Here is a 17,059-nt window from a genome sequence, read left to right as displayed (position 1 = left end):
TTGCCCAACGATTTTGCGCTCACCGTGCACAATGTGAGAACTCCAGCTCACCACCAGGAAAACGACCAGTGTACTGATGGTACAGGACACCACCACCGGACCAAATTGCGCACGGAGCAGATCAAAGTACTGCATGATCCCCACGCCAATCGGGACAAACAGCAGGGCCATATAGCGAATCAGCACATAGCAGCCGGGGTTAACCCATTTTGCCGGTAGCACCTGCAAAGCCAGTAAGACAAACAGAATCAGCATGCCGATAATGCTGCCCGGAATGGTGATGGGGAGTAGCGATGCAAGAAAAATACCTGCATAGAGGCAGGCATAAATCAGGACGAATGCGCGCAAATATTGCCAGATAATGTTCAGTGCTTTGCTCATAGTTGAAACCCTTGACGAGACTGATTCATCATACAATTAAACTTCAAAACGTGCTACCGATCACATCATGAATTCTAAGCATAGAAGAAATAGATATCTGGAACATCGGGCGATGGCCCTAACTGTTCACGTTAAACCTGTGCCAGGTAATACAGAAAACGATTCAGGGCGGTCGTGGGTGTTTCATTGTTGCGCCAGAACACGCCTACGCTGCCTTTTTGTTCAATCTTCGGCAGATTCAGGATAGCCAGCTGTCCCTGGGCGGCATAACGCTGCGCCAGGCGTAGAGAAAGAATAGAGATCATGTCGCTACTTTGCAGCAGGTTGGTGCTGACGTTTATCGATGCCGACTCAATGATGTTTTCCGGTAGCATGACGCCGTTATCTACCAGCGCGTTGTCAATGCTTATCCGGATGGGCGTTCCCGTCGGCCAGACAATCCAGCGCCAGTTAGCCAGATCATGCCAGGTGAGCAGGGGATATTTTGCCAGCGGATGGTCGGGGCGCGCGACGAAACAGACCGGCTCGGTATACAGCACCTGGTAATTGAGCGGCAACTGAAGCGCCCGGCCACCGACGCGTCCGACCACCACATCCACCGAACCCGCGAGCAGATCGTGCAGCAGCGGGGTCATCACCTTCTCTTCAATATTAAGATGCAAGGTCGGCAGCTCTGTGAGCAAACCCAGTATCGCCTGTGAAACGCAGTCCGTCGCCACCGGCGAGCAGCCAATCTTCAGACTCCCTACCAGGCCTCCCTGCTTAAAACGGGCGATTTCATACTGTGAACGTTCCATATCATTGATCAGGCGTTGGGCATGCTGCAGTAGCAGCTTGCCGCCTTCTGAAGGGCGTAAGCCTTTGCTATGACGTTCAAAGAGTGTGATACCCATCTCATCTTCGAGCTGCGATAACCATTTTGACAACGCTGGCTGGGTGATATTCATCATTCGGGCGACGTGAGTCAAATTCCCCTGTTCGCCCAGCGCAATAAGCGTTTGCAGGTGGTGTAACTTAAGTTTCTGCGCCCAGTTAGCCATTTGCTATAACCTCCAGGTTATGCCTCTGCATGAAAAGCCATTGTACATTTCATCTCCAAACATACAAAGTCGCAACATACCTAAAACAAAACAGACATCTACTCTACCTGCACTGAGGCATTCACTATGACTCAACAACGTGATCTACAAGCACTGATCGATTCCGCCCCCGTCGGTAAGACCCAGTGGCGCGTTATCATTTGCTGTTTTTTGGTCGTCATGCTCGACGGTTTTGATACTGCAGCTATTGGTTTTATCGCGCCCGACATTCGCACCCACTGGCAACTGACGGCCGGAGATCTGGCGCCGTTGTTTGGCGCAGGCCTGCTGGGTCTGACCGCTGGCGCACTGCTCTGCGGTCCGCTATCGGATCGTTTTGGTCGCAAACGGGTGATTGAACTCTGCGTGGCGCTGTTCGGCGCACTGAGCCTGATCTCGGCTTTTTCCCCCGATCTACAAACGCTGGTTATTTTGCGCTTCCTTACCGGGTTAGGCCTGGGCGGCGCGATGCCAAATACTATCACTATGACCTCAGAATACCTGCCAGCGCGTCGGCGTGGTGCACTGGTCACCATGATGTTCTGCGGTTTTACCCTGGGCTCGGCGATGGGCGGGATTGTCAGCGCACAGCTGGTGCCGGTTATTGGCTGGCACGGCATCCTGGTGCTGGGAGGCGTGCTACCGCTGATGCTGTTTGTGGCTCTGCTGTTTGCGCTGCCGGAATCCCCGCGCTGGCAGGTTCGTCGTCAGTTGCCGCAAAACGTGATTGCCAGAACCGTCAGCGCCATCACCCGGGAACGTTATGACAATACCCAATTTTATCTCAACGAGGGCGCCGCGATTGCCAAAGGCAGCATTCGCCAGCTGTTCGTCGGGCAACAGTTGCCCATTACCCTGATGTTATGGGTGGTGTTCTTTATGAGCCTGCTGATCATTTATCTGCTCTCCAGCTGGATGCCAACGCTGCTTAACCATCGCGGAATTGACCTGCAGCATGCCTCATGGGTGACCGCCGCCTTTCAGATTGGCGGTACGCTCGGTGCGCTGGTGCTGGGAGTGCTGATGGATAAATACAACCCTTTCCGCGTGCTGGCAGTGAGCTATGCGCTGGGTGCGGTGTGTATTGTCATGATTGGTCTGAGCGAGAACGGCCTGTGGCTGATGGCGCTGGCCATTTTTGGCACCGGCATCGGCATCAGCGGTTCGCAGGTGGGCCTGAATGCCTTAACCGCCACGCTTTATCCGACGCAGAGCCGGGCTACGGGCGTCAGCTGGTCTAATGCGATTGGCCGCTGCGGCGCGATTGTCGGCTCGCTCTCCGGCGGCGTGATGATGGCGATGAATTTCTCATTCGATAACCTGTTTTTCATTATTGCCGTTCCGGCGGCCATCAGCGCGGTGATGCTTATGCTGCTGACGGTTGTTATCCGCCAGTCGGCCTCTGTCCCTGACGCGTTGTCACGCGTAGGCATCGTGAACAAATAAGGAGAATCTCTATGTCAGAACTTAATCAGGATGTTAAGAACAGCCGTCAGCAGTTTTACCAGCATATTTCCGGGCAGAATCTGACCCCTCTGTGGGAGTCTCTGCACCGCCTGGTACCGCCAACGCCGAACGCACATTGTGCTCCTGCATACTGGAACTACCAGGAGATCCGCCCGCTGCTGCTGGAAAGCGGCGATCTGATTGGCGCGAAAGAGGCGATTCGTCGCGTACTGGTGCTGGAAAACCCCATGCTGCGCGGACAGTCTTCAATCACCCCAACGCTGTACGCCGGATTGCAGTTAATCATGCCGGGCGAGGTTGCCCCGAGTCACCGGCATAATCAGTCTGCGCTGCGCTTTATTGTCGAAGGGAAAGGGGCATTTACCGCGGTGGATGGCGAGCGCACCCAAATGCATGAAGGGGATTTTATTCTGACGCCACAGTGGCGCTGGCACGACCACGGCAACCCAGGCAGTGAACCGGTGGTGTGGCTGGACGGTCTGGATCTGCCACTGGTGAATCTGCTGGGTTGCGGCTTTGCGGAAGATTACCCGGAGGATCAGCAACCAGTCACGCGCAAGGAAGGGGATTACTTACCACGCTACGCGGCCAATATGCTGCCGCTGCGTCATCAGAAGGGTAACTCATCGCCAATTTTCAACTATCGCTACGATCGCAGCCGTGAAGCGCTGCATGACCTGACCCGCATGGGTGACGCCGATGAGTGGGACGGTTACAAGATGCGTTACGTCAACCCGGTGACCGGTGGTTATCCCATGCCTTCAATGGGGACCTTTTTACAACTGTTGCCGAAGGGCTTTTCCTCGCGGATGGCGCGTACCACCGACAGCACTATCTATCACGTGGTGGAAGGAAGCGGGCAGGTCACCATCGGCACCGAGATCTTCAATTTTTCGCCAAAAGATATCTTCGTGGTGCCAACCTGGCACGGCGTGTCATTCCAGGCCCACGAAGATGCCGTCTTATTTAGTTTTTCGGACAGACCGGTTCAGGAAGCGCTGGGGTTGTTCCGTGAAGCACGTTATTAATTTGGGAGAGAGAAAATGACGCAATACGTATTCGAACCACAAGCGCCTGTTACCGTTCCGGTCGTTGGCAGTAATGAACAGTTTCCCGTGCGTCGCGTTTACTGCGTGGGCCGCAACTATGCCGCTCATGCGCGTGAAATGGGTTTTGATCCGGATCGCGAACCGCCGTTCTTCTTCTGTAAACCTGCCGATGCAGTGGTCCCGGTGGCGGCCGGTCAAACCCTCGAGCTGCCATACCCGTCGCAGACCGATAACTATCACTATGAGATAGAGCTGGTGGTGGCGATCGGTAAAAAGGGCAGCGATATACCCCTGGAAAAAGCGCACGAATATATCTGGGGCTATGCCACTGGTCTGGATATGACCCGCCGCGACAGGCAGATGGAGATGCGCCAGATGGGGCGTCCGTGGGAAATCGGCAAAGCATTTGATCTCTCAGCCCCCATCGCGCCGCTGCATAAAGCCAGCGAAAGTGCGGATGTTAACAACGCGCCTATCTGGTTGCAGGTCAACGGCGACGATCATCAGCGTAGCGATATTCGCCACCTCATCTGGTCCGTTAATGAAACCATTAGCTATCTGTCCGGCTTTTTCGAACTACAGCCGGGCGATTTGATCTACACAGGCACGCCAGAGGGCGTGGGCGCAGTGGTGAAAGGAGATGTGATCACCGGCAATGTAGACGGTTTAACCCCCATCGCTGTGAAGATTGTCTGAGGTGGATGATGAAGCTGTACAGTTTCTTTAACAGCTCCGCGTCATATCGCGTACGCATTGCGCTGGCGCTAAAGGGGCTTGATTACCAGACGGTGGGCGTCAACATCCGCATCGGTCAGCAGAACGAGCTGGCTTACCGGCGGATGAACCCGGTAGGGCTTGTACCGACGCTGGTCACTGATGAGGGAGAATCACTCGGGCAGTCGCTGGCGATAACCGACTGGCTGGATGGTCACTTTCCGCAGTCGCCGCTGCTGCCAGCCGACTTCCCGGCGCGCAGCCGGGTGCTGGAAATTGTCTATGCCATCGCTTGTGATATCCATCCCGTGAATAACATGCGGGTACTGCGCTACCTGAGCGAAGAGCTAAAGGTCAGTGAAGAGGATAAAAAACGCTGGTATGCGCACTGGATCCAGCAAGGGTTAAGCGCGGTTGAACAGATGCTGCGCCAGAGTCACTCGGGGACGTTCTGCGTGGGGGATGCGCCGACGCTGGCGGATTGCTGTCTGATCCCGCAGTGGGCGAACGCGTTACGTATGGGCTGTGATCTGAGCGGGTATCCGCGCTGTAAGGCGGTATACGATGCCTGTACCCAGCTTCCGGCGTTTATCGCCGCCGCGCCCGAGAATCAACAAGACAAAATTCCAGCCTGATAAGGAGAAAGACAATGGCTAAAGTGACACGCGCAATTATCGTGGGTGGCGGGATTGGCGGCGCGGCGACCGCGCTGTCGCTGGCCCGTCAAGGCATTAAAGTGATGTTGCTGGAGAAAGCGCACGAGATTGGTGAGATTGGTGCGGGCATTCAGCTCGGGCCGAACGCGTTTTCTGCTCTGGACAGCCTTGGCGTGGGTGACGTCGCTCGTCAGCGCGCCGTTTTTACCGATCACATCACCATGATGGATGCGGTAAACGCGAAAGAGGTTGTACATATTGAAACCGGGCAAGCGTTCCGCGATCACTTTGGCGGTCCTTATGCGGTTATCCATCGGGTTGATATTCATGCTTCTGTCTGGGAAGCGGCACTGGTTCATCCCAACGTTGAGTATCGCACTTCAACTAACGTGGTTGATATTCGCCAGACAGAAGATGAGGTGACGGTCTTTGATGAGCACGGTAACAGCTGGACAGCGGATATTTTGGTGGGCTGTGACGGTGTGAAGTCGGTTGTGCGTCAGTCTCTGATTGGCGATGCGCCACGCGTGACCGGGCACGTGGTCTATCGCGCGGTGATTGATTGCGATGATATGCCGGAAGATTTGCGTATTAACGCGCCGGTGCTGTGGGCCGGACCGCACTGCCACCTGGTGCACTATCCACTGCGCGGCGGCAAGCAGTATAACCTGGTGGTGACCTTCCACAGTCGTCAGCAGGAGGAGTGGGGGGTAAAGGATGGCAGTAAAGAGGAAGTGCTCTCCTATTTTGCCGGTATTCATGCGCGTCCGCGTCAGATGCTGGATAAGCCGACGTCATGGCGTCGCTGGTCCACCGCTGACCGCGAACCGGTAGAGAAATGGGGGACCGACCGCATTACGCTGGTGGGTGATGCTGCGCATCCGGTGGCACAATATATGGCGCAGGGCGCCTGTATGGCGCTTGAAGATGCCGTTACTCTCGGTAAGGCGTTACAGCAGTGTGACGGCGATGCGGCTGATGCCTTTGCCTTGTATGAGTCGGTGCGTATTCCGCGTACTGCGCGCATCGTCTGGTCGACGCGCGAAATGGGACGTGTGTACCACGCCGCAGGCGTCGAGCGCCAGGTGCGTAATCTGCTGTGGAAAGGCAAATCTCAGGCGGAATTTTATCGTGGTATGGAATGGCTGTACGGCTGGAAAGAAGATAACTGCCTGTTGCCGCGCTGAGCCTCTTTAATCTCCCGAACGGAGGCGCTACCATAGCGCCTCTTTTTTTGCGGGTGACGATATGCGTGTTTTACTGGCGCCGATGGAAGGCGTGCTCGACTCACTGGTGCGCGAGCTGCTGACTGAAGTGAATGATTACGATCTGTGCATCACCGAGTTTGTGCGCGTGGTAGATCAGCTCCTGCCGGCAAAAGTATTCCATCGGCTCTGCCCGGAACTGCATAACAATAGCCGGACGCCATCCGGCACGCGGGTGCGCATACAGTTGCTGGGGCAGTATCCGCAGTGGCTGGCGGAGAACGCGGCGCGCGCGGTAGAACTGGGCTCGTTTGGTGTCGATCTGAACTGTGGCTGCCCGTCGAAGCTGGTCAACGGCAGCGGCGGTGGCGCAACGTTATTAAAAGATCCTGAACTCATCTACCGGGGCGCAAAAGCCATGCGCGAGGCGGTTCCGGATCATCTCCCCGTGACGGTGAAAGTGCGTCTGGGCTGGGACAACAGCGACAGGCAGTTTGAAATTGCTGATGCCGTTCAGCAGGCGGGCGCCAGCGAGCTGGCGGTGCATGGCCGAACCAAGGAACAGGGCTATAAGGCCGAACATATCAACTGGCAGGCTATCGGTGAGATCCGCCAGCGGCTTACCATTCCGGTTATCGCGAATGGCGAAATCTGGGACTGGCAAAGCGCCCAGGACTGTATGGCTATCAGCGGATGCGATGCGGTGATGATTGGCCGTGGGGCATTAAATATTCCGAACCTGAGCCGTGTGGTGAAGTACAACGAGCCGCGTATGCCGTGGCCTGATGTCGTGATGCTGTTGCAAAAATATACTCGTCTTGAAAAGCAGGGTGATACCGGGCTGTACCACGTGGCGCGGATTAAACAATGGTTAGGGTATTTGCGTAAAGAATACTCAGAGGCAACCGCGCTGTTTCAGGAAATCCGCGCATTAAACAATTCACCGGATATCGCGCGCGCGATTCAGGCCATTGATATCGCTAAATTGCATTAACACATTAATCGGCCACCGGAGTGGCCTTTGTTTCAAAAAATCATCTTAAACACGCCAGTTACCACCAATAACCCAATCAGAAAAATAACTAAAATAATCCACAGTAAGATTTTCATCAGCGTTCCTTTTTTGGTGAGTTCAGGTTAAGTATAGGAAAGCCTCTGAAAATCTTCCTGTAATGACCTTACTCCGGTTTACGTGCGCTGAGCAGAAACACCATTGGCCGCTCTTTTTCTTCATCCAGCGCCGGGTTTTCAGCAATCTGTTCAGCGGACGGCCCCCATTCATCGACACAAACGATTTCGAATCCGGCGGCTATCAGCGCATTAATCCAGGTCGCCAGCTTACGGTGCTGTTTTTTGACACCCTCCGCGAACCAGTTACTGATGCGTGTGCCTTCCTGCTGATAATGATTGACCGGCCAGGACTGTTGCCCGGTTTTATCTTTTATCCAACCTTGGTTAAGCGGTGCAGTATAAATGGGATGCTCGGCAGAGAATACCAACATGCCTCCCGGTGTTAACGACTGGTAAATCGTTACGAATAATCGCGCGATATCGCGCAAATAGTGCAGGGCAAGTGAGCTGTAAACCAGGTCAAAGGAATTTGGCGACAGGGAAAGCGTTTCGAGATCTTCACGGCGATAAACGATGCCATTACCCTGCGTCATGCTGTGCGCCTGGGTTAACATCTTTTGTGAAATATCCAGTCCCACTACGCTGGCCGCCTGGTTATCGCGCGCGTAGCGGCAAAACCAGCCATATCCGCAACCCAAATCGAGGATATTTTTTCCCTGTAGAGCGGGGAGCATCGCTTGTATTGTCGGCCATTCTGGCGCACCGTCGAGCCCTTTTACTGAACGGTCCAGTGTGGCATATCCGGCAAAGAACTCGGGATCGTCATAGATATTCTGTGACATAATGTCTCCATCCATAAATTATTAAAATTAATTAATCTAAATTATTTGTTGGGTGTATATTTTGCCGATTATATATTTTTATTGCCAAAGGTGTATTGCCACGCGTAACTAAAAAAGGAAACGCGACAAGTCGTAATCTCAGCACATCTTTTCTTACCTGTGTCTCTCCATGAATCGTAATTCTGCTTTTGTCACGACGGCATTGTTGCCGCTTTTTATTTTGATGTCAGGTTGCGCGCCGATGCATGATGACCGCCAGTCTCTGTCACAGCAGACCCCCGCTGCGAATGTCGATACCACATTGCCTGCGGCGTTAAAAAATGGCTGGCCGGACAGCCAATGGTGGAAGGCATTCCATGACCCCCAGCTTAATGCGCTGATTGACAGCACGTTACGCAACTCCCCTGATATGCAGGTCGCGGAACAGCGCATTCAACTGGCGGAGGCGCAGGCTAAGGCTGTGGAGGCGCAGGATGGCCCGGAGATCGATTTCTCTGCAGATGTGGAGCGTCAGAGAATGTCAGCCGAAGGGCTGATGGGTCCGTTTGCCATTACCGATCCGGCCGCCGGGACGACCGGGCCGTGGTACACCAACGGCACCTTGGGTTTAACTGCTGGCTGGAATTTGGATCTGTGGGGTAAAAATCGGGCCGAAGTGACGGCACGTATTGGGGCCGTTAAGGCGCGTGAAGCCGAGCGCGAGCAAACGCAACAGGTGCTGGCGAGCGGTGTGGCTCGTCTTTACTGGGAATGGCAAACGCAGGCCGGGCTGAAAACCGTGTTGACGCAAATCGAAACCGAGCAGCAGAACGTCATTAACGTTGATCGTCAACTGTATCAAAATGGTCTTACTTCTTCGGTGGAAGGCGTTGAAACCGATATCGATTCCAGCAAAACAGAGCAGCAGCTGAACGATGTCAGCGGTAAAATGAAGGTAATTGAAGCGCGGTTGAGCGCGCTGACCAACTCGCAGTCCACAGCCCTGAAACTCCATTCGACCCCGCTGCCCGCGGTGGAAAGCCAGCTCCCGTCCCAGCTAGGTTATTCGCTGCTGGCCCGCCGACCGGATTTGCAGGCGGCGCACTGGTACATTGAGTCATCGCTGAGCAGCATTGATGCGGCGAAAGCGGCGTTTTATCCCGATGTAAATCTGATGGCATTTTTACAACAGGATGCGTTACATCTGAGCGACTTGTTTCGCCATTCCGCGCAGCAAATGGGCGTAACGGCCGGGCTGACGCTACCTATCTTTGATAGCGGCAGGCTGAACGCGAATCTCGACATTACTCAAGCGCAAAGCAACCTGACGGTGGCGAATTACAACAAAGCCGTGGTGGATGCGGTGAATGACGTGGCGCGTGCAGCTTCGCAGGTAGAAACCCTGGCGCAGAAGAATCAGCATCAGCAGCAGATTGAGCATGATGCACTGCGCGTAGTGGGTCTGGCGCAGGCGCGCTTCAATGCCGGAATTATTGCGGGCTCCCGGGTCAGTGAGGCAAAGATCCCGGCATTACGTGAACGGTGCAACGCTCTGCTTTTACAAGGGCAATGGCTGGATGCCTCAATCCAGTTGAACCGCGCGCTGGGGGGCGGCTACCACGCTTCGTAACGCACCCGCCCGGTAGACATCGCGCTACCGGGCCGTACTTTTGCTGCTGCGTTTTTTTAACCACCACCGAACGCCAGGCACCAGCACAATCACCAGAGCCAGCCATATCCAGTGCTTAATATGCTGGTCGAGATTGTGTAGCCACGGCGCAATGACTTCTCCCCCCACATAGCCCAGCGTGGTAAATATCAGCGCCCACGCCAGCGCCCCCAGAATATTCAACGGCAGGAAAATTTTAGGCGGCAAATGGCTTGCGCCAATCAGCAATGGGCCGATCACGCGAAAACCATACATAAAACGGGTGCCAATCACGAACAGATAAGGACGGCGCTGGATCATTTTCTGCGCCCGGCGGATTTTGTCGCGATGTTTTGAAAAACGACGCAAAATTTTTCCACCGTAACGACGCCCAAGCAGATACAGCAATTGATCGCCAATCATCCCGCCCAGGGCCACAGAGATAACCACCAGAGGAAATTTAAGTAATCCCTGATGTGCCGCCACGCCGCCCAGCAGGGTAATGGTTTCACCTTCGGCCAAACTGCCAATGACCAATGCGGCGTAACCGTAATGTGCAATAAGACTGTTTATATCCATATGTCTGGATGACCTCCCGACGTTAAGCATACACCCTGTGAATCATCGTGGGGTTTAAAAGCGCTGAATTAGCGGTTCGTCATTTTTGTTGTTGTACAAAAATTAATCCAAAGCTGAATTATACTTGAACTGTTGAGGTCCGGAGCTGACAAGAAGGGGGCGGTATGAACCATGTCTGGGGGCTGTTTTCCCATCCCGATCGTGAAATGCATGTGATCAACAGCGAAAACGAAAGCGTTTCGCATCACTACACCCACCATGTACTGCTGATGGCGGCAATCCCGGTTGTTTGTGCGTTCATCGGTACCACACAAATCGGCTGGGATTTTGGCGATGGCAATATCCTGAAATTATCCCTGTTGACCGGATTTGCAATGGCGATTCTGTTTTACGGGGTGATGCTGGCGGGCGTTGCCGTCATGGGCCGGGTTATCTGGTGGATGGCGCGTAACTACCCGCAGCGTCCGTCGCTGGCGCATTGTATGGTCTTTGCCGGATATGTCGCGACGCCGCTGTTTTTAAGCGGGCTGGTCGCACTTTATCCGCTGGTCTGGCTGTGTGCATTAGTCGGGACTCTCGCGCTGTTTTACACCGGCTATTTACTTTATCTCGGTATTCCGACGTTCCTGAATATCACTCGTGAGGAAGGGTTGAGTTTTTCCAGTTCGACGCTGGCGATCGGTGTGCTGGTACTGGAGGTTCTGCTGGCTATTACGGTAATCCTGTGGGGTTACGGCTATCGGTTATTCTGACGGATAAACCTGTCTACGCTGCGTTGTTGACGTAAAAGTCAGCAACGCAGCATTTCGAGACGATTCTCCTGTGGCAGCAAACCTGCCGGATCGCTATGATGCCTGAGCTAGCTTGAGATAATACTTAATCTCTGGCGGTGTGCGTTGTGACGTGCGTGAACCATTATCAGAAATCTCATCATGCTGAAATTCCGAGTTTCATTATTAAGCCTTGCCCTGGTGCTGGCCGTTCCTTTTGCACCCCAAGCCGTGGCGAAAACGGCAACTACCGCAGCGGCTTCTCAACCTGAGATAGCGTCCGGTAGCGCGATGATCGTTGATCTGAATACCAACAAAGTTATCTATTCGAACCACCCGGACCTTGTGCGTCCGATTGCGTCGATTACCAAATTAATGACGGCGATGGTGGTGCTTGATGCACGACTGCCGCTGAATGAAAAGCTGAAAGTCGATATTAGCCAGACGCCGGAGATGAAAGGCATTTACTCTCGCGTACGACTGAACAGCGAAATCAGCCGTAAAGACATGTTATTGCTGGCGCTGATGTCATCAGAAAACCGTGCGGCGGCGAGTCTGGCGCATCATTACCCGGGCGGATACAACGCGTTTATCAAAGCCATGAATGCCAAAGCGAAAGCGCTCGGCATGACTCAGACACGCTTTGTGGAACCCACTGGCTTGTCGATTCATAACGTCTCGACCGCCCGTGACTTAACCAAGCTGCTGATCGCCAGCAAACAGTATCCGCTGATCGGCCAGCTAAGTACCACGCGTGAAGATATGGCGACGTTTGCCAACCCTGCGTATACGCTGCCGTTTCGTAACACCAACCATCTGGTATACCGCGATAACTGGAATATTCAGTTAACGAAAACCGGGTTTACCAATGCGGCAGGTCACTGTCTGGTGATGCGCACAGTGATTAACAACAAGCCGGTGGCGCTGGTGGTGATGGATGCCTTTGGCAAATATACTCACTTTGCCGATGCCAGCCGTTTACGTACCTGGATTGAAACGGGCAAGGTGATGCCGGTTCCGGCGGCGGCGCTGAGCTATAAAAAGCAAAAAGCTGCGCAGATGGCGGCGGCAGGTTCGGCGAAGGGCGAGCAAACCGCACAGAACGATTAAATAAGATATCTTATCCGGCCTACGCATAGCGAATGTAGCAGTAGGCCGGGCAAGCAAAGCGCCCCGGCAACATGCCCAGTAGCGCTTATCTTTTTCAGATTTACGATTCTTTCCAGAACTTCTGCTTACTCGTTTTCCCAATACCCGGATTCATACTGTTGGTGGGGTCATTCTCACGGTAAAAACGGGTCAAGGTTTCCGGCGCCTGATACAGATGCCCGACGTTATGCTCTGCCGGATACTGCGCCCCACGCTCGCGCAGGAGTTCCAGCATCTGCTCTTTGAGCGCATGCGCATCCACGCCTTTTTTCACGATGTAATCCTGATGGAAGACGTAACACATAAAGTGACCGTAATAGAGTTTGTGCACCAGTTGACTGTCGATCTCTGGAGGCAGATGCTCGTACCATTCGGTGTCGTTACGACGCAGCGCGATATCCAGCGCCAGAATATCTTCCACCTCATCCGCATGTACGGCCTGATAACGAATAGCCGCGCCAGCCGCCGCGAAGCGGTGCAAGAACGCCTTGCTGCCTTCTTCCGCCGTACAGGCAAAGAAGTCGCCTTCAGCGGTTTTGAAATACTCGCTTAGCCAGTTTTGGGCTTCAGCCACGCCGCCACCGGCCATTTTTAACAGCAGGTGATGCTCGTACTTATCGCGCCAGCTTTTCATGCGCGCCGGTAAGTGGCTGGGGAACAAATGACCAAATTTCTGCATTGCCCGGTCGGTGAAGTGAGGACGGAAAATTTTCACTTTTTCCAGCATCGCATCGGTGCGACCTTTCAGGGTGAAGAAGAACGGCATTTTATCGGTGCCGAGCTTGTCGATCATCAGAAACGTATCTTTGCCGTATTGCTCAGCGATGTCGTAAATATCGCGGTGCATATATTCACCGGCGACCGGCAGATGCTCGAATTTTGCCAGAATATGACGGCGGATCTCCGTCAGCACCTCTGGCTGGTTGGTGCCGATGTAAAAGACCTGCTGGTTTTTTTCGGCTTCGAAGGTGTCCAGACGCACGGCAAAGACCGCGAGCTTGCCTGCACAACCGGACGATTCAAACAAGCGATCCGGGTCGGCGTTATAGCGTGCGGGCGTGTCTGCGTCGATATCTCTGACACGGGTAACGTAGTCGTGATCGTGCGCGTGACGCCCGTCGTGGCGAATATCGTCATCTCTAATACGCTCGTCATCCAGTTTGCTCAGGATCTGCTCCGGGGTCTGGCCCAGCTCAATACCCAGATGGTTAACCAGCTGTAATTTTCCCTGTTCGTCAATACGCGCAAACAGCGACATCTCCGTGTATGCCGGGCCGCGCTGTACCAGCGAGCCGCCGGAGTTGTTGCAAATGCCACCGATAACCGAAGCGCCGATACAGGAAGATCCGATTACCGAATGCGGCTCACGGCCAAACGGTTTGAGCGCTTTTTCCAGCGAATAGAGCGTGGTTCCTGGATAGGCCAGCACCTGTTCACCTTTGCCGATGACGTGCAGCTTATCAAGACGCAGGGTGCTGATAATGACAATCTCGCGGTCGTAATCATTACCGCTCGGCGTAGACCCTTCGGTCAAGCCGGTGTTAGCGGCCTGCATCAGGATAATTTTATCCGCGGCGACGCAGGCGCTCAAAACGCGCCACAGTTCTAAAAGCGACCCGGGGAACACGACGGCAAGCGCATCGCCCTGGCCGGAGCGGAATCCCTTGCGATAGCGGGCGGTTTTAGCAGGTTCTGTCAGCAGGTGTGAATGACCCACCAGACGGGTCAGTTCATTCAGGAAAGCTTTATTATCTGTTGTAATGGAAGACATTCTCCACTCCTTGTGGTGGGACTCAATATCAGGAACAAGCATAGCGCTTTGTATGACAATACGCTTTCTCATTCATATTGTCTCTGGTTCGTCTTTTACTGATTCGCGCTGGTTTCGAAAATTAGGAGAATAACCTTAGCTTTCTTTATCGCTCCCGTTTAGTCTTACGGCAAACTGCGGTTTTTGTTATATTTTCGCTGCCTCGTCGGGAAAAAATAAAGAGAGAATCAACATGAAATGGCTATGTTCTGTAGGTGTCGCGGTGAGTCTGGCATTGCAACCAGCGTTGGCGGACACTCTGTTTGGTAACCATCCACTGACGCCAGAGGCGCGGGATGCCTTCGTTACCGATTTACTCAAGCAGATGACCGTGGATGAGAAGATTGGGCAACTGCGTTTGATAAGCGTCGGGCCTGATAACCCGAAAGAAGCCATCCGCGAGATGATCAAAGACGGGCAGGTTGGGGCAATTTTTAACACCGTCACGCGCCAGGATATCCGCAAAATGCAGGATCAGGTGATGGATCTCAGCCGCCTGAAAATCCCTCTCTTTTTTGCCTACGACGTATTGCACGGTCAGCGTACCGTATTCCCGATAAGCCTCGGTCTGGCGTCCTCCTTTAATCTTGATGCGGTCAGAACCGTTGGTCGAGTGTCTGCGTATGAAGCCGCCGATGATGGTCTGAATATGACCTGGGCGCCGATGGTCGATGTCTCGCGCGATCCGCGCTGGGGCCGCGCCTCGGAAGGGTTTGGCGAAGATACGTATTTGACCGCCACGATGGGCAAAACCATGGTGGAAGCGATGCAGGGTAAAAGCCCGGCCGATCGCTATTCGGTGATGACCAGCGTCAAGCACTATGCCGCCTATGGCGCGGTTGAAGGCGGCAAGGAATACAACACTGTCGATATGAGCCCGCAGCGTTTGTTCAACGACTATATGCCACCGTACAAAGCCGGACTGGACGCCGGTAGCGGTGCGGTGATGGTGGGGCTTAATTCGCTGAACGGCACGCCGGCGACTTCGGATGCATGGCTGTTAAAAGACGTGCTGCGCGATGAGTGGGGCTTTAAGGGCATTACCGTTTCCGATCACGGCGCGATTAAGGAACTGATTAAGCACGGCACTGCCGCCGATCCTGAAGATGCGGTGCGTGTGGCGATCAAGTCCGGCATCAACATGAGCATGAGCGATGAGTATTACAGCAAATACCTGCCGGGGTTGATTAAGTCAGGTAAGGTGACGATGGCGGAGCTGGACGACGCTGCGCGTCATGTGCTGAACGTGAAATATGATATGGGGCTGTTTAACGATCCGTACAGCCATCTGGGGGCCAAAGAATCTGACCCGCAGGACACCAACGCGGAAAGCCGTTTGCATCGTAAAGAGGCGCGTGAAGTGGCGCGTGAAAGCCTGGTGCTGCTGAAAAACCGTCTGGAAACATTGCCGCTGAAAAAATCCGCCACCGTAGCGGTTGTCGGTCCGCTGGCCGACAGCAAGCGTGATGTGATGGGCAGTTGGTCTGCTGCCGGGGTTGCCGATCAGTCGGTAACGGTGCTGACGGGGATTAAAAATGCCATCGGCGAGCAGGGCAAAGTGGTATACGCCAAAGGGGCGAACATCACCAACGACAAAGGCATTGTCGACTTCCTCAACCAGTATGAAGAGGCGGTGAAGGTTGACCCGCGTTCACCGCAGGCGATGATTGATGAAGCCGTTAACGCCGCGAAGCAGTCTGACGTGGTGGTCGCGGTAGTTGGTGAAGCGCAGGGAATGGCGCATGAAGCCTCCAGCCGCACCGATATCACCATTCCGCAGAGTCAGCGTGACCTGATTACCGCGCTGAAAGCCACGGGTAAACCGCTGGTTCTGGTACTGATGAACGGTCGTCCGCTGGCGCTGGTTAAGGAAGATCAACAGGCCGATGCGATCCTCGAAACCTGGTTTGCCGGGACGGAAGGCGGTAACGCCATCGCCGATGTGCTGTTTGGCGATTACAACCCGTCAGGCAAGTTGCCGATGTCTTTCCCGCGCTCTATCGGACAGATCCCGGTCTATTACAGCCATCTCAATACCGGTCGCCCGTATAATGCCGATAAGCCGAATAAGTACACGTCGCGCTACTTTGACGAAGCGAACGGTCCGTTGTATCCCTTTGGCTATGGCCTGAGCTACACCACATTCACGGTTTCTGATGTGAAACTCTCTTCTCCGACGATGAAGCGTGACGGGACCGTGACGGCCAGCGTGCAGGTGACCAACACCGGCAAACGCGAAGGTGCGACGGTGATTCAGATGTATTTGCAGGATGTTACCGCTTCAATGAGTCGTCCGGTAAAACAGCTGAAAGGTTTTGAGAAGGTGAATCTTAAGCCGGGTGAAACCCAAACCGTTAGCTTCCCAATTGATGTTGAAGCGCTGAAATTCTGGAACCAGCGTATGCAATACGATGCCGAACCGGGCAAGTTCAACGTCTTTATCGGCGTGGATTCCGCCAGAGTGAAGCAGGGCGAATTTGAACTGCTGTAGTAATTGATATCATGCCTGGTAACGTGACGCTTATCAGGCCTGCGAAATCGTACCATCCGGTAAACTCACTTTGGGTTTGCCGGATTTTTTTTATTGTATTATCGCCTTACCGCGAGTAACTCTCAGTGTTACTACCCAATTGCCAGGTTAAGGCTTGATTTTTCGACTA

15 protein-coding genes are annotated in these 17,059 nt (G+C 54.0%); 10 read left to right on the top strand and 5 right to left on the bottom strand.

What is annotated here, in order from left to right:
* On the bottom strand, positions 1–381 hold a 381-nt coding region (locus KQJ19_RS14330), incomplete at its 3' end, for a CidA/LrgA family protein (protein ID WP_216403791.1).
* 131 nt (positions 382–512) lie between these two features.
* Positions 513–1,421, bottom strand: a complete 909-nt coding sequence (locus KQJ19_RS14325) for a LysR substrate-binding domain-containing protein (RefSeq protein ID WP_016153710.1) — start codon at positions 1,419–1,421, stop codon at positions 513–515.
* Positions 1,422–1,547: 126 nt separating this feature from the next.
* On the opposite strand from KQJ19_RS14325, the gene KQJ19_RS14320 reads away from it, so the two are divergent.
* The 6 genes from KQJ19_RS14320 to dusC all read left to right on the top strand — a co-directional run bounded on the left by KQJ19_RS14320 (position 1,548) and on the right by dusC (position 7,545).
* The gene (locus KQJ19_RS14320; RefSeq protein WP_142417535.1) at positions 1,548–2,906 is read left to right on the top strand and encodes an aromatic acid/H+ symport family MFS transporter; all 1,359 of its coding nucleotides are present in this window, start codon (positions 1,548–1,550) and stop codon (positions 2,904–2,906) included.
* 11 nt (positions 2,907–2,917) lie between these two features.
* Positions 2,918–3,955: a gentisate 1,2-dioxygenase gene (gene gtdA / locus KQJ19_RS14315; RefSeq protein ID WP_019077221.1), complete on the top strand. Its 1,038-nt coding sequence runs from the start codon at positions 2,918–2,920 to the stop codon at positions 3,953–3,955.
* A gap of 15 nt (positions 3,956–3,970) precedes the next feature.
* The gene (locus KQJ19_RS14310; RefSeq protein WP_016153707.1) at positions 3,971–4,672 is read left to right on the top strand and encodes a fumarylacetoacetate hydrolase family protein; all 702 of its coding nucleotides are present in this window, start codon (positions 3,971–3,973) and stop codon (positions 4,670–4,672) included.
* A gap of 8 nt (positions 4,673–4,680) precedes the next feature.
* Entirely contained in the window at positions 4,681–5,325 is a 645-nt protein-coding gene (gene maiA / locus KQJ19_RS14305; protein ID WP_049281977.1) for a maleylacetoacetate isomerase, read from the top strand.
* Positions 5,326–5,339: 14 nt separating this feature from the next.
* Positions 5,340–6,533, top strand: a complete 1,194-nt coding sequence (locus KQJ19_RS14300) for a 3-hydroxybenzoate 6-monooxygenase (protein ID WP_141875427.1) — start codon at positions 5,340–5,342, stop codon at positions 6,531–6,533.
* 61 nt (positions 6,534–6,594) lie between these two features.
* Positions 6,595–7,545 (top strand): tRNA dihydrouridine(16) synthase DusC, encoded by a 951-nt coding sequence (dusC, locus tag KQJ19_RS14295; protein WP_016153704.1) that lies wholly within the window; start codon positions 6,595–6,597, stop codon positions 7,543–7,545.
* A gap of 184 nt (positions 7,546–7,729) precedes the next feature.
* On the opposite strand, the gene KQJ19_RS14290 is transcribed toward dusC, so the two are convergent.
* A complete protein-coding gene (locus tag KQJ19_RS14290) occupies positions 7,730–8,464 on the bottom strand; it encodes a class I SAM-dependent methyltransferase (RefSeq protein ID WP_016153703.1) in 735 nt (244 codons plus the stop codon).
* A gap of 169 nt (positions 8,465–8,633) precedes the next feature.
* On the opposite strand from KQJ19_RS14290, the gene mdtQ reads away from it, so the two are divergent.
* Positions 8,634–10,073 (top strand): multidrug resistance outer membrane protein MdtQ, encoded by a 1,440-nt coding sequence (gene mdtQ / locus KQJ19_RS14285; protein WP_216403790.1) that lies wholly within the window; start codon positions 8,634–8,636, stop codon positions 10,071–10,073.
* 24 nt (positions 10,074–10,097) lie between these two features.
* Here the strand turns inward: mdtQ and KQJ19_RS14280 are convergent, their stop codons facing one another.
* Entirely contained in the window at positions 10,098–10,670 is a 573-nt protein-coding gene (locus KQJ19_RS14280) for a DedA family protein (RefSeq protein WP_016153701.1), read from the bottom strand.
* 164 nt (positions 10,671–10,834) lie between these two features.
* Here KQJ19_RS14280 and KQJ19_RS14275 point away from each other — a divergent pair, with 164 nt between their 5' ends.
* The gene (locus tag KQJ19_RS14275; protein ID WP_016153700.1) at positions 10,835–11,422 is read left to right on the top strand and encodes a Yip1 family protein; all 588 of its coding nucleotides are present in this window, start codon (positions 10,835–10,837) and stop codon (positions 11,420–11,422) included.
* 180 nt (positions 11,423–11,602) lie between these two features.
* Positions 11,603–12,550: a D-alanyl-D-alanine endopeptidase gene (pbpG, locus tag KQJ19_RS14270; RefSeq protein WP_016153699.1), complete on the top strand. Its 948-nt coding sequence runs from the start codon at positions 11,603–11,605 to the stop codon at positions 12,548–12,550.
* A 100-nt stretch (positions 12,551–12,650) separates the two neighbouring features.
* On the opposite strand, the gene dld is transcribed toward pbpG, so the two are convergent.
* A complete protein-coding gene (gene dld, locus KQJ19_RS14265) occupies positions 12,651–14,360 on the bottom strand; it encodes a D-lactate dehydrogenase (RefSeq protein WP_216403789.1) in 1,710 nt (569 codons plus the stop codon).
* A gap of 232 nt (positions 14,361–14,592) precedes the next feature.
* Between dld and bglX the strand changes: the two genes are divergently transcribed.
* Positions 14,593–16,890 carry a beta-glucosidase BglX gene (bglX, locus tag KQJ19_RS14260; protein ID WP_216403788.1) on the top strand — a complete coding sequence of 766 codons (2,298 nt, stop codon included), beginning with the start codon at positions 14,593–14,595 and terminating at the stop codon, positions 16,888–16,890.
* Positions 16,891–17,059: the final 169 nt, after the last annotated feature.

The organism is Citrobacter sp. S46_ASV_140, from assembly GCF_018919545.1.
Lineage (GTDB): Bacteria > Pseudomonadota > Gammaproteobacteria > Enterobacterales > Enterobacteriaceae > Citrobacter > Citrobacter braakii.
This window is presented reverse-complemented; position numbering and strand designations above follow the sequence as displayed.

Coding starts and splice junctions, on each gene's coding strand:
- KQJ19_RS14325 (WP_016153710.1), bottom strand. CDS start 1,421: ATGGCTAACTGGGCGCAGAAACTTAAGTTACACCACCTGCAAACGCTT.
- KQJ19_RS14320 (WP_142417535.1), top strand. CDS start 1,548: ATGACTCAACAACGTGATCTACAAGCACTGATCGATTCCGCCCCCGTC.
- gtdA (WP_019077221.1), top strand. CDS start 2,918: ATGTCAGAACTTAATCAGGATGTTAAGAACAGCCGTCAGCAGTTTTAC.
- KQJ19_RS14310 (WP_016153707.1), top strand. CDS start 3,971: ATGACGCAATACGTATTCGAACCACAAGCGCCTGTTACCGTTCCGGTC.
- maiA (WP_049281977.1), top strand. CDS start 4,681: ATGAAGCTGTACAGTTTCTTTAACAGCTCCGCGTCATATCGCGTACGC.
- KQJ19_RS14300 (WP_141875427.1), top strand. CDS start 5,340: ATGGCTAAAGTGACACGCGCAATTATCGTGGGTGGCGGGATTGGCGGC.
- dusC (WP_016153704.1), top strand. CDS start 6,595: ATGCGTGTTTTACTGGCGCCGATGGAAGGCGTGCTCGACTCACTGGTG.
- KQJ19_RS14290 (WP_016153703.1), bottom strand. CDS start 8,464: ATGTCACAGAATATCTATGACGATCCCGAGTTCTTTGCCGGATATGCC.
- mdtQ (WP_216403790.1), top strand. CDS start 8,634: ATGAATCGTAATTCTGCTTTTGTCACGACGGCATTGTTGCCGCTTTTT.
- KQJ19_RS14280 (WP_016153701.1), bottom strand. CDS start 10,670: ATGGATATAAACAGTCTTATTGCACATTACGGTTACGCCGCATTGGTC.
- KQJ19_RS14275 (WP_016153700.1), top strand. CDS start 10,835: ATGAACCATGTCTGGGGGCTGTTTTCCCATCCCGATCGTGAAATGCAT.
- pbpG (WP_016153699.1), top strand. CDS start 11,603: ATGCTGAAATTCCGAGTTTCATTATTAAGCCTTGCCCTGGTGCTGGCC.
- dld (WP_216403789.1), bottom strand. CDS start 14,360: ATGTCTTCCATTACAACAGATAATAAAGCTTTCCTGAATGAACTGACC.
- bglX (WP_216403788.1), top strand. CDS start 14,593: ATGAAATGGCTATGTTCTGTAGGTGTCGCGGTGAGTCTGGCATTGCAA.